Source organism: Paenibacillus sp. FSL W8-0919 (genome assembly GCF_038003785.1).
Lineage (GTDB): Bacteria > Bacillota > Bacilli > Paenibacillales > Paenibacillaceae > Paenibacillus_AQ > Paenibacillus_AQ lactis.
In genome coordinates this window covers 3,199,678-3,212,490 of record NZ_JBBOPV010000001.1, presented here as the reverse complement: position 1 = coordinate 3,212,490, position 12,813 = coordinate 3,199,678, and the positions used below count along the sequence as shown (strand labels likewise).

Below are 12,813 nucleotides of genomic sequence, written 5' to 3'. Positions count from 1 at the left end.
AAAGTACAGCGCTTCAGTATGTACGGACCCAATATCTATACCCATCTAAATATTTTCCCGCGAATTACAGCAATTCCATTTTCACGTGCCCACACTGTTAATTCCTCTAGATTAGTCTCTTCCTTATTTTTGAACCTGAAATGTAAATCCATTAGAATTAACCTTTTGCCGTATCGCTTGATACCAATGCTCTGTGTAAAAGAATCGTCGATGATGACCTTTTCAATGTCTTCCTTAGAGACTTCCTTCCGATTGATCCGAATTTTATTAGGGGTAATTTCCAGCTCACTGTTTCTTCTAAGCATTCTTGGGATTAAGACGGCTATTCCTCCTACTTGAACCGAGATCAGGAAAGATAGAAATACCGCAAGGAAAAATGAATCAACGACGAATACCAGCTTAAACATCAACAATGAAACTATACTATAACAAATGACTTGAAGATACATCGATAAGGGAAATTTGATTTCATACTTCTGGTTCATATCCGCTTCCAAAACACCCTCCCCCTCTTCCTGTTATAGACAAACATTTGGGATTCACAAAACGGCGACTCTTATCATTGCTTTGGTCAATTTGATAACATCGATTTTGCATGAAGAATATTGCCGATAAGATACGAACACTCATGAATAGGTACGCCCTGTTGCAACTCATCACACAACCATACTGTCGTTTCGATATATAGACAGATCTTAAGGATGCTACAAGGAATATGTAGTGATTTTGCTAATGCGGATATAAAAGCTTCAATTTCCAGGTATAGATCTATAGAGAAGGTATCATTAAACTCATTAAGGATGAAACGTGAAATATCAAAGACAGGATCACCGGTTACTCCTTTCGGGTCGATGATGATGTATTCGCCGGCATGGTTGGAAAGGATATTTTCATGATGAAGATCACCGTGTAGCAGCATGTTTCGTGCATACTTCTCAGTGATTGACGAAAATAGTTCCTGCGCTTTTTCTATATGGGGAAATAGATCCGTACAGTCTTCTCTTCTGCTAATGTAGTTAATACTCCTGATTACCCAGTCTTTATAGGTTGGATAATGGCCGGGATTTTGTGGAGGAATGTGCATATCCTTAAATAAAGAGCTAAAAATGGAAATTCTTTGATCACGCGAAGTTCCATGGAATAAGGATCGTCCCGGTTGTATTTCCTCTTCAAGGATCACGCCGTTTGAGATGTCTGCATCGTACACTTTACATAGACGCCAGCCATCGTATTCACGCAAAGTATGGTATTCGGCGGTTACCGCTCTCTTCGATCCCCCAATTTTTAAAACCGCATTACCATAATATTCTGAGTAGCATTTGAATACGCAATTCATCGAGTACGAAGGTATAAAATCAACATCTTGTAATTTCCATCGACTAGAGTAGATATTGAGATGCTCCACCAATTTCTCATAATAACTCTTGCCGAAACAATCGATAATTTTCTGGCGATCTTCTTTTCTTAAATAATCATTCATGACTGTCGGGCTGCCGACGAGAATGTTTGTATAGGACCTTCCCAACCCTCTTCTCGTATTTCCTGATAGTTTCCGTCTGTATAACGGTCAATTGTTTTTCTCCAGAAGTCTTGAGCTGGTTGATTCGCCTCAATTTGAGCAACTTTCCAAATGCCGCTAAAGCGATTAAACAACTCATGTGCAACGGTTTGTCCGACTTTTTGTTTTCGATATTTCTTCATGACAAAAAACTCGGCCATACTATAAATGTTTTCATTTAATTCAGTACCATGCATCCGTACTAAAGCAAACCCCGCCAGTTTATCATCGACCTTGATGAAAAATGGGTATCTTCCGTCTTCCGTCCAATAATGGTCCAAGTATTTATATTCATATAATCCATTGGCATTCAAGTCATCTTCTGGATCAAATTCACTAAAGTCGTATTTATATAATTCGAGGAGATTGCGTAAGATGGACTTTTGTTCGTATTCAATTTCTTGGATTGAGATCATAGAAATTCTCCTTTATACGCACACAATTTTCTTCCATTTTCTGATTTTGGTTCGAAAGCTTTTAAACGGAGCAACAGAATTAATATGAATCCATTTGCATATTGGCCAGTTTGCGCTGGTGGCAGCCCACTTTCGTTTGCCTGGGGAGAAAAGTTCTTCATCTTCAAGCTGCTCAATCCATTGACATACCTCTTCTACGCGTTGTTGGAGTAGAGCGCGCAGTTCATGCAATGAACTACCGGCATAGGTATCGTAAAAGTGCGCATACAACAGCCCTAACTGGTTCCACTTATATAGTGGGGACGGGGTGATCACTTCCAGGCCAGCGAATTCATCCCTTTCCCAGCTTAATAATAAGGTCAGCCAGCCTACCTGATAGGCAAGCATTTCATGAGGAGTCCGGTCTACCTCTTCGACTCGATAACATTCACGATCTTTAGGCACGGCGTCGAACTCTTGATCAAGTAAATGATAGGTTCTCACAATTTCATCAATAAGCGCTTGTTTATTTTCATATGTCGGCATCCTAAAACTCCTTACACCTATCTTTGGTTCTATATCCCTTCTACTCTCCAAATCAACTTCCATTATTACAAAGTATACATCCATGGCAACTTAAATAGATATTATGTTGTTCACATTTAGGGTATCCTCTTGGGATCGTGGGGTTATCGTCACCCTCTTCAATTTCTGCCCACTCTATATAATTGTTCATGCTCACATCTTCTTGATTAAACGCCTGAATCATGAAGTCAAACTGCTTCAAACAATGAACAACCTGGTCTTGACGTGGTTCATAGCTTAATTTCTCCCACCCTAAGCCTTTTGCCGCATGCGAAATCGTTCGCATCATAAAATCCTTCTCACTTGCAAAGGAATTGACCGTCCAAGGCATTTCATCGATATCAAAACCAACGGTCCCTATTCCAACGACGGACTGATCCCTTTGTGCTAGCCAGATAATCAGTTCTTTTTCTCGATTTGTTCCAGCCAGCATGGAACCGCTAATAACTAAAACCTCAATAAACACGGAGGTTAATCCATTTGACATACTTATTGGTTCAACTACATCCTTGAATCTTGGGGGTAGTGAAATCGTGTTTCCCATACCGTCCTCCAGTACTTGTTGCTTCGTTCAATTTATCAAGCAGCTTGCCTTTTTTCCGTGGGGGAAATAAAATCCTACCTTTCTTCAAACCACGCTTTATCTATTAATTCGTCCCATTCCATAATCAGTTTCTTGTATTTGATAACCCAATATCCAAAATCAGAATTGTACTTTTTTGAAGTTGTTCCATCAAATCTATGAAATAGATAATTCCCCTCCTTATTGAGTACCTCATCCTTAAGCACTTCAAAATCAACTAACAAATCAGAATAATGAAGTTCCCTCTTTTGAGCATTTATTTCTACAACAATTCTTCTCTTATTCTTCACTTCTGAAGTATCAAATAAAATGGACTCCACAATTTCAAAATCCACAAAAGTTAACGTTGCTTCTCCAGAATACATAGCCATCCCCGTGTAGTTAAGAGGGTGATCCGATAAAACATCTATGTGCTCAAATGTTACCGATAAATTCTGCCCTTCAGTTGAGGTTGATGCAATGATGCAGTCATGCAACGAGATATGGGCAATCGTGTTCTCTGATTTATATTTAATAGGTAGCCCTCCTTCCGTTACAGTATAGTCTCAATGAACACTCTCCCACATTGATGTTTCTTTAAATCGACGCCTTTAAATTTTCCTTGCGACCGAGAGTAGATCGAGGCAGCTCCGAAGCGAGAATACATGTCAATTGCAAGTGAGTCGAGTCCTTTCTCTCTTCTGAATATTCGCCGAAACAAAAAAATCCCAATGAAGAACAACAATGTTAAGAAGTAATCACGGACGAAATCTGGTGCCGTATATGAATACCAATATAAATAAAAGGCATCAGTGATATCTGTATTTATAACGATCTCTTGACCGAATAGATTTGGATCGTGATTTTGTTTTGAATTTTTTATGTTCGTGCTGATTTCTAAAAAACCAAGGTGAATGATTGGAACTAGCAAGGACACACAAGCTGCAATTAGATAGCTCTTACCTTGTTTCATCGTAACCTCCAATCGAAAGCAAAGGATCGACTCTGCCGCCGATCCCTCATTGAATTGCTTTATTCTTTATTCTCGATGGCAAGTCCAAAAACCTTTCTCCGGCAGCGGACAGATCCTTTACGATCCACCTCAATTCCGTCAAATTCATTCTACCCATCACGCATCTTCGTTGGCAGCGAAGGCCCTCATAGATGGATCAGTCATCAGACGCTTTCCACCTCGACGATCAGAAATCAGGGCAAAGGGGATCCCTAGCAACAAAAACCATCCGCCCGCATGGAAAGTCCGACTGAAGGAGGCAACGAACGCATCCTGCAAATCCGTGCTCACCTGGGATAATTGCTGCCCCAGCTCTTGCCGCTGCTGCGTGAAAGCAGCTTGGAGCTCCTGCTTTACCGATTCATCCGCCTCGGACAATAGAGCCTTCTCCATGGTATCCAGTTGAAGGAGGATCGCCCCCTCGGCGTTCTTAGCACCGGCTGAGGACTTCTCTTGTACCATACGCCCCACCTGCTCCAGGATGACCTCCTTGGCCTCCGCCGAGAGGTCGGCGCTGCTCTCGATTTGCAGCTTTATTTTGTTCACAGCCTCCCCACTGTAATGGCTTAACGCCGTATTTAGCACAGAAACCAAAATAGCTACGCCCAGAACTGAGCCGATCGCTCTAGACATATTCATGATACCCGAGGCGATGCCGATCTTCTCTTCCGGCACGTTGCGGATGGAGGCGCCCATAACGGGAGCGACAGAGAGACCTATGCCCACACCTGTCAAGATCAGCCGCCAGACCACGCTCCATTCGGTGGATGCCGCATTCAGCGATCCATACAGATAGAAAGACAGAGCTAATATCCCCATTCCCGCGGTGACAAACCAGCGGCTGCCATACTTGTTGGACATTCCTCCGGCTATTGCGGAAATCACCATTGAAGCAAGTGACATGGCAGAGATGGTGATCCCTGCTTCCAGGATACTATTGCCCAGAATCCCGGTCAGAAAGTACGACATCAGGTAGGTTGAGGCAGTAATGCCCGCACCAATCATCACAAGTGTGAGCACTGCCCCGTTGAAGGGGAGTATGCGCAGCAGCCACAAGGGCAGCATAGGCACAGACGTACGAAGCTCAACGATTAAGAAGAGAACTATAAAAACGAGAAAAGCAGCCATGTACCCGATAAATTTCAACGAATCCCAGCCCCATTCGCTCACGTTAATCAATCCGTAGGTTATGCAGAACATCGCGGCAGAAAGGGTCAACACGCCCAGCCAATCGATCTTCCGTCCCGCGGAAGTGTCGAAGGATTCACGGATCAACGGGATTGCCAGGCAGATTGCAGCTATCCCAATAGGGACATTCACGAAGAAAATAGCTTCCCAACCGATGGAATTGGTTAAAATGCCACCCAAGGTAGGTCCGCTGGCAGCAGCCAGACTGGAGATGGCCCCCCAGATGCCGAGGACCATGCCGTGTTTTTCCTTCGGAAACAAGTCAGCTGCCAAGGGAATCGTAACCGGAACGACAATCGCTGCAGACATGCCCTGCAAGACTCGGTAGAAGACCATCGTTTCGACAGAGGTTGACAGTCCGCACAGAATCGAAGTAACGACAAACAACGCTGTACCGACGAGGAAAAGACGCTTACGACCGAACTGATCAGCGATTCGGGAAGCCGTGATCAAGAAGACGGCAAAGGCCAGGTTATAACCATTGACGATCCAGGACATATCGTCCATGGCGGTGTTGAATTGCCGGGTCATCTCCGGCAAGGTGACGTTAACGATAGTCGTATCCAGGAGTGCCATGAAGTACCCCAAGATAATGGCGGCAAATGCAATCCCGCGGCGGATACCGGTAAGCTTAGACAAAGTAACCCTCTCCTTTTTAACATGAACTTTAGTTCACGTTTTAATCGGATTATATGAACTAAAGTTCATTTTTGTCAATAAAAATGTGAACTATGATTCATAATTTCGTTGACTTTGGATAAGGAGGAGAAATACAATTAGGCGTAGGTGATGAAAATGGCAGAGAAAGATCAGGATAAGACCCGCGTGCCCCAGCAGCAGCGAAGCATGGAAACGAAACAAAAGATCGTTGCGGCGGCCATGAAACTCTTCTCGGAGAAAGGCTTCCACGCCACGAATACAAAGGAAATCGCGAAGGAAGCGAATGTAGCTGTTGGCAGTGTCTATTCCTATTACACTGATAAAATGGAAATTTTCAAAGACGCATTGGCTCTCTTCCATGAACGATTCACAGGGATTCTCCGAGGTCACGGCGCTCTTCAACTGAATAGCAGCCAGAACAAACGGGAACTGATCCGGGACGTGATCGAGATCATGATTAAGGCTCACGAGGTGGACATCGGTTTTCATCGGGAAATGGACATCATGGCGCTGTCATATCCTGAGATTAAGGACATGGCGGACAAGGAGATGCGGTTCTTCTATAAGTTTACGGCCCGACTTCTTCGCTCCTGGCAGAAGGAGACTCGAATCAAGGACCCGGACGCAGCGGCGACGGTCCTTATTCTTGCAGCGCATGGGGTGGTTGAAGCCGTAGCTTTCGGCGGTACGGGCATCAGCCGGGAGCGTTTGATTGAAGAAACGATCGATATGCTGCACTCTTATTTGTGGCCGCAGGAAGCTCTGCAAGAAAGGCAGAACGAAGAGCTCGGACTATCTATGGAGGAGTAGCGAGGAAATTCCTCTGGAAATAGGAAAAGCTGCCCGCATAGCTGGGGGCAGCTTTTATTGGTTCAAAGAATAGACAATGTTCGAAACACATAACTTCATCTTTAGATTCAGTTTAGCTCCTGTTAGATAATACTTTGTTATCTGCTGTTCCTAGCCATTGTTGGCTTTGCCCTCTTCGATCTAACTTTATAAAGCAGCCACGTCTTTAGCAAGGACTCGTTATCCTTATGGGTTGAAACCTTATCCCGAAAATAGAAATCTTCAATTCCAACTTCCAATCGGGCTATCGGCTTAACATGCTCGTGTGAAACCCACTCATTAAAATGAACTATATTGTTATCAGACTTTTTAAATTTGTCTTGTGGTAATATGTATATCGTTCCTTTTGTCCAAGGGTTATTCAGCATTGTCGATGCGTTCAATGAATAAAAGTGATACTTTTTATCTTGAAAATTAAACATCCATTTCTAAACTTCCGTCTTGTTTACTTTTATCAAATACAGCATGAATATAGACCATGTCGGATCGATATCAATTTGTGAGTTATTTGATCCGTGAAACAAAACATGATTCTTTAAAGCTAGATACTTAAGAAAACGATATTTAGGATAAATTGAGTCATAGCCAAATTCACCGTTAAAGAGCCTAGGTATCATTCTTTCGTACTCAATAACCTCTAGTTCAGTAAAATCTGAATTTGGTGAAGGGCTTAATAGAAAATTCAACAGATGTTTTATCATCTTCTATTTTGATATCCCCCTTGTCTTACCTTGTTGTCCTTATTCTTTTTATTGCATCCAGGCTTACTCAACCATTATATAAGTAGCATGAAAATTCCGAGATGCCTCCTTGACGAACGAGTAGCCGTGAGGATTCAATGCGAGAATAGACTGCTAGCAGAGGTTGGTGACTTCCTTATCCAAAACAATCTTTTATATTGTCTCTATCTGCCGTAATCTTACTGCATCGTAATAAATTAATTTATTATTCTCAAGGATACACTTATGTTCAAAACATTCAGCGCTGCTTAAGACCTTCGGTAGGAATTGTGGAATCATCTCCCCGACCCCCAAATTCCCTTCCGACAATATCCACTCAATATCCTTCCAATCTAAAATACCTTCATCTACTTTTTTGGGCGTAATATATTGATAATCATCTGGAATTACTGCTATAAAAACATACATCCCACCTGAATAACTTGCATCTGCAATCCAACTGATAACGCCTTTATACGCTACATTCTCTAAAACAATTCCAGTTTCTTCAAAGGATTCTCGTATTACACATTCAGTTGGTGATTCGTTCCCTTCAATTTTTCCTCCTACTCCATTCCATAATCCTTTTGTCGGAGCTGAATCTCTATTCAACATGAGTAATTTACTTCCTTTTTTTATGAAGCAAAGTGCATACTTGTACATTTAGCCCCCCTATATATATTTATAAAAACAACCTTGAATCTTTTGACTTTTCAGCAATTTCACCTAACAACTTATTCCCAAACTTCATTACAACTCCCATATTACGTGTATTCCCGTCCCTAGTAAACACCCCTAGTAATAGACTTATGCCCCATCATCCAAGCCTCTTTATAGACTTGATTTATCCCCTTCAGTTTGTATGGCTTGCTCTCTAAGGAGAAAGCCTATCTCATCCCCATCTGAACCCCAAGCACCAGCAACCCACCGATCTTTCGAACTACTTGTTTCATTCCAAAGCAAAATGGGTATTGGTATTAAACATATTATTGCGGGCATACGGACCTATTCCTAAGGGACAATTTGCTAGCTTATGCATTTTGCATAGATCCATTGGGGCTGGGGAAGGCAGTTGATTAGAACATAGCTGCCTGACTTCAGGCATATCAGAGATTCATGTATGAGACACATACTTTCCCGTGTACGACCAGGGGGTCACAGTCTTGGCATACATTTTCGAATGGGTGTAATAAGGGATTATACTGTTGGGACAACTACACTGCAGATAAAGGTGGAATTTTTTCGATATAAGTCAATGCCGTAACGAAGATTATTGGGCTTACATTGTTAGTCCCCTCCGGGCTTCCTCTTTGATTCTTTCTCCACCATTAAAAAAAACGCGTCTAATCCTATCCATTTTGAGGCTTTTGCTAACTCGTTCGCTTCATTTTCTATGTCTACATAACAAGGCTGTCGCCATCTAGAGCTCTGATACTGAACTTCCCCCACAACGAATTTGGGATCCCCGTGGATGATATGCCAAATGCTCCGCATAATATGGATACTGCTTGTAAAGGGGCGATTGAATGATAGTACTGGAGCATGTAAACAAGGTTTATGAAAATGGCTTTCACGCGTTGAAAGACATTAATCTTGAATTCAAAAAAGGGGAAATTACCGTCCTCATCGGACCGAGCGGCTGCGGCAAATCGACAACGATGAAGCTGATCAATGCGCTCAACACGCCATCATCTGGCCGAGTACTGATTGACGGCAAGGATATCTCCCGATTGAATCCGGTTGAACTGCGGCGCAATATCGGCTACGTCATTCAAAGCGTTGGATTATTTCCGCATATGAATATCGCCAAGAACGCGGGAGTGGTTCCGCGTCTGAAGAAGTGGGATAAAGATAAAATCGAACAAAAAGTAAACCAGCTGCTCGACATGGTCGGGCTTGACCATACAACGTATGGCACACGCTATCCATCCGAGCTAAGCGGCGGGCAACAGCAGCGTGTGGGCGTCGTACGTGCGCTTGCGGCCGATCCGGACATCATCCTGATGGATGAGCCGTTCTCTGCTCTTGATCCCATCAGCCGTGAGCAGCTTCAAGATGAGCTGATCCGGCTGCAGCAGGAGCTCAATAAAACCATTATTTTTGTGACGCATGATATGGATGAAGCTATTAAAATTGCGGATACCATCGTTCTGATGAAGGATGGTGAAGTGATTCAAACGGGCAGACCGGACACCATTTTACGTCATCCCGCAAATGATTTTGTACGTGACTTTATCGGCTCGAAGCGTCTGCAAAACGAAAGCACCTATGAGATTCCGCTTGTAGATGAAGTCATGATTACGAACCCGGTCACTGCATTCCCGAGTCGAGGATTAGCGGAAGCCATCAAGATGATGGAAAGTAAGCGGGTCGATTCGCTGCTGATCGTAGACCGTAACCGGCAGCTTCAAGGAGCGGTTTCGATCTACCGGGTGCTCGACCAATACGGCGAGGAAGGCAAAACCGTAGCGGACGTTATGCATCCCGTTCGTTATTCGGTGGCTTCGGGAAGCACGCTTGCCCAGGCTATTGAGATCATGGACAGCCATCAGCTCAGCAACCTTCCCGTAGTCGACAGCAATAACCGGTTCCTCGGACTCATTACAAGAGGCAGCGTCGTTAAACATCTGGCAGAGGTATATCCAACGATCGTTCCTCCGGAGCAGAACGGAGAGGGTGAGTGATATGAACGCATTTTGGAGTTTCATCACGGATCGTTATCCGGATATCCTGAAGGCTTTGCAGGAGCATCTGGTCCTCTCCTCCTCTGCCGTGCTTTTGGGGACGGTCATTGCCGTACCGATCGGCATTCTGCTCGTGTATAACCGGGTAGGCTGGATCAATCGTTTCGTCTTTTTTATTGCAAACCTGTTTCAAACGGTTCCCAGCCTGGCGCTTCTCGCGATTCTGATTCCGCTGCTCGGCATCGGCATGAAGCCGGCCGTACTAGCCCTGTTTCTATACTCCCTGATGCCGATCCTGCGGAATACCTACGACGGATTTCACTCCGTGGATAAAGGCGTGCTTCAATCGGCCAGGGGGATGGGATACAGCACTGCTCAAACGATTTTGAGAATTCAGCTTCCGTTATCGCTTCCTTACATCATGTCCGGCATCCGCATTACGACGGTGTATATCATCAGCTGGGCAACGCTGGCTTCCTTGATTGGCGCTGGCGGGTTAGGCCATCTTATCGTATCGGGACTTGGGGTGAACAAGCCCGAGATGATATTCGTCGGCGGCATCGGTGCGATTCTCCTGGCACTTGTAGCTGACGCGTTGCTTGGCCTGCTTGAGGGCTGGCTTAGCAAACACTACCATCAGAACCAGACCCGGGACGCTGCGGTATGAGTCACATCAGCCGTAGGCAGCAAACCGGACGGAACAAGGAAGGCGTGATGAATCTGAACAAGCTGAGATGGATCCCGATGTTAGCCTGCATGTTGACTTTGGCTGCTTTTACCTCCGCATGCGGAATTCAAAGCGACATGACAATCGGGACTCAAACCTATACCGAAACCAAGATTATTGCCGAGATGTACAAAGCCCTGATTGAAGACCAAACCGATCTCAACGTGGATATTATCCCGGATCTGGCATCCAGTTCATTGGTCATCAATGCGATGAAAGATAACGATGTTCAAATGGCGACATTATATACCGGTGAGATTTTCAACAACCATTTCCCGATCAGCGGCAGCAAAGACCGTGCCAAGGTCTTGAAGGAAGCGCAAGAAGGATTTCAGGAACACTTCGGATTCACTTGGATGAATCCTTTGGGCTTTGAGAATACGTACGCATTCACGGTAAGAAAGGATCTTGCCGAAACCAATGGGTATACCAAAATTTCCGATGTCAAAAAAGACATGGCCAACATGAAGCTTGGAGTAGACACCACCTGGCTGGAGCGAAGCACCGATGGATATCCGGCCTTCTCCAAAGCGTATGGCATTACATTCGGACAGGTTTTCCCCATGGAGATCAGTCTGGTATACAGCGCGGTAGCCAATCAGCAGGTGGATATCGTGCTAGCCTATTCGACGGATTCCCGGCTGAAAGCCTACGAATTGCAAACCCTTAAGGATGACAAGCAATTCTTCCCTCCTTATGATGCAAGCCCGGTATTGCGCTCAGACCTATTGAAAAAGCATCCTGAAATTGAGGAGGCAATTGCGCCTTTAATCGGTCGCCTGGATGCGGATACGATGATATCGCTTAATTATCAGGTGGACATTGAGAAGAAAAGCGAGCGGGAGGTCGCCATCGCGTACTTGAAAGAGCAGGGTCTCTTGAACAGCTAAAGGAGGGTAAGCATGGAAAGTGAACATTTAACATTTGCAGACTTTTTGTCGTATATATCACGAAATCAGGGGTTGCTCTGGGAGTACTTCCTCCAGCATATCATGATGGTCGCTATCGGTCTGGGACTGGCATTCATCGTCGGCGTGCCGCTGGGCATCCTGTGCTCCAAAAGCAAATGGGCAGCCAAAATCATTTTGTTTATCACCAACATCCTTCAAGTGGTGCCGAGCTTGGCCATGTTAGTGGTGCTCATGTTATGGATGGGTCTCGGAACGACAACGGTCATGGTTGGACTCTTCCTGTACTCATTGAATCCCATCACGCGCAATACGTATGTTGGGTTACAACAGGTGGAGGCCAGCTACCTAGAATCGGGAAAAGGCATTGGCATGAGCCCCTTCCAACTGCTGGTCCAGGTGCGTTTTCCGCTTGCACTGACGTATATCATGTCGGGACTGCGCATTGCAGCCGTCATTGCCATCGGCGTAGTCACGATTGCTCCCCTCGTTGGAGGAGGCGGGCTGGGGCGGGAGATCTATGCTGGGCTGAACAGCAATAACTCCCTGCGAATCTTTGCAGGCGCCATTCCTGCCGCGGTGCTGGCGATTGTCGCGGATGTTGTGCTTGGTATTTTGCAGCGTAAAATGGATCTGTCCAAACGAAAGTCAGACGGTGCGGCTCCATCTGCTGCGAAAGCACAGAAGCCGGCCTAATGGTTGATAAATGTAAAAGCGCATTACTACTGCACGGGGTGTCCTGAAAAGATCTAAGATCTTGCGAGGTGCCCCGTCTTTCGGGTGTCGGATGCTCCGCTTGGGTGACATCACTTGAAAGTGATATCAACAGATTGAGCATGTCATAGTGATGGCTCGGACCCTTCAATGAGTTCAGAATATTGAACGGGAATTGTTCAACCCTTGCTAAGGATTCAAACAAAATGCTACAATATACCATATAAGCACACGTCGACTATAGTCTTTAGA

The 12,813-nt window shown here is 44.8% G+C and carries 14 protein-coding genes; 5 read left to right on the top strand and 9 right to left on the bottom strand.

Annotated elements, in window-relative coordinates; translation table 11 throughout:
- Window positions 1-35: 35 nt before the first annotated feature.
- From NST44_RS14365 to NST44_RS14330, 8 genes are all read right to left on the bottom strand, one after another.
- A complete protein-coding gene (locus tag NST44_RS14365) occupies window positions 36-497 on the bottom strand; it encodes a hypothetical protein (protein ID WP_007127835.1) in 462 nt (153 codons plus the stop codon).
- A gap of 74 nt (window positions 498-571) precedes the next feature.
- Window positions 572-1,480 carry an aminoglycoside phosphotransferase family protein gene (locus NST44_RS14360; protein ID WP_007127834.1) on the bottom strand — a complete coding sequence of 303 codons (909 nt, stop codon included), beginning with the start codon at window positions 1,478-1,480 and terminating at the stop codon, window positions 572-574.
- Window positions 1,477-1,974, bottom strand: a complete 498-nt coding sequence (locus tag NST44_RS14355) for a GNAT family N-acetyltransferase (RefSeq protein ID WP_007127833.1) — start codon at window positions 1,972-1,974, stop codon at window positions 1,477-1,479. Before NST44_RS14355 ends, NST44_RS14360 begins: the two co-directional genes overlap by 4 nt.
- 12 nt (window positions 1,975-1,986) lie before the next feature.
- Window positions 1,987-2,499, bottom strand: a complete 513-nt coding sequence (locus tag NST44_RS14350) for a ClbS/DfsB family four-helix bundle protein (protein ID WP_007127832.1) — start codon at window positions 2,497-2,499, stop codon at window positions 1,987-1,989.
- Between the two features lie 52 nt (window positions 2,500-2,551).
- On the bottom strand, window positions 2,552-3,082 hold the full coding sequence (locus NST44_RS14345; protein WP_007127831.1) for a hypothetical protein: 531 nt from the start codon (window positions 3,080-3,082) through the stop codon (window positions 2,552-2,554).
- A gap of 74 nt (window positions 3,083-3,156) precedes the next feature.
- A complete protein-coding gene (locus tag NST44_RS14340) occupies window positions 3,157-3,486 on the bottom strand; it encodes a hypothetical protein (protein WP_007127830.1) in 330 nt (109 codons plus the stop codon).
- 167 nt (window positions 3,487-3,653) lie between these two features.
- Window positions 3,654-4,073, bottom strand: coding sequence for a hypothetical protein (locus NST44_RS14335; RefSeq protein ID WP_040737880.1), 420 nt, complete (start codon window positions 4,071-4,073; stop codon window positions 3,654-3,656).
- 156 nt (window positions 4,074-4,229) lie between these two features.
- Window positions 4,230-5,939, bottom strand: coding sequence for a DHA2 family efflux MFS transporter permease subunit (locus NST44_RS14330; RefSeq protein ID WP_007127829.1), 1,710 nt, complete (start codon window positions 5,937-5,939; stop codon window positions 4,230-4,232).
- Between the two features lie 156 nt (window positions 5,940-6,095).
- On the opposite strand from NST44_RS14330, the gene NST44_RS14325 reads away from it, so the two are divergent.
- Window positions 6,096-6,770: a TetR/AcrR family transcriptional regulator gene (locus NST44_RS14325; protein ID WP_007127828.1), complete on the top strand. Its 675-nt coding sequence runs from the start codon at window positions 6,096-6,098 to the stop codon at window positions 6,768-6,770.
- A 932-nt stretch (window positions 6,771-7,702) separates the two neighbouring features.
- On the opposite strand, the gene NST44_RS14320 is transcribed toward NST44_RS14325, so the two are convergent.
- Entirely contained in the window at window positions 7,703-8,191 is a 489-nt protein-coding gene (locus NST44_RS14320; protein WP_007127826.1) for an NUDIX hydrolase, read from the bottom strand.
- Between the two features lie 863 nt (window positions 8,192-9,054).
- Between NST44_RS14320 and NST44_RS14315 the strand changes: the two genes are divergently transcribed.
- The 4 genes from NST44_RS14315 to NST44_RS14300 are packed head-to-tail and all read left to right on the top strand — an operon-like array spanning window position 9,055 to window position 12,543.
- The gene (locus tag NST44_RS14315; protein ID WP_007127825.1) at window positions 9,055-10,212 is read left to right on the top strand and encodes an ABC transporter ATP-binding protein; all 1,158 of its coding nucleotides are present in this window, start codon (window positions 9,055-9,057) and stop codon (window positions 10,210-10,212) included.
- Window position 10,213: 1 nt separating this feature from the next.
- Window positions 10,214-10,879: an ABC transporter permease gene (locus NST44_RS14310; protein ID WP_007127824.1), complete on the top strand. Its 666-nt coding sequence runs from the start codon at window positions 10,214-10,216 to the stop codon at window positions 10,877-10,879.
- On the top strand, window positions 10,876-11,829 hold the full coding sequence (locus tag NST44_RS14305; RefSeq protein WP_007127823.1) for an osmoprotectant ABC transporter substrate-binding protein: 954 nt from the start codon (window positions 10,876-10,878) through the stop codon (window positions 11,827-11,829). The genes NST44_RS14310 and NST44_RS14305 overlap by 4 nt, the downstream gene beginning before the upstream one ends.
- 12 nt (window positions 11,830-11,841) lie before the next feature.
- Window positions 11,842-12,543, top strand: a complete 702-nt coding sequence (locus tag NST44_RS14300; RefSeq protein ID WP_007127822.1) for an ABC transporter permease — start codon at window positions 11,842-11,844, stop codon at window positions 12,541-12,543.
- Window positions 12,544-12,813 lie beyond the last annotated feature (270 nt).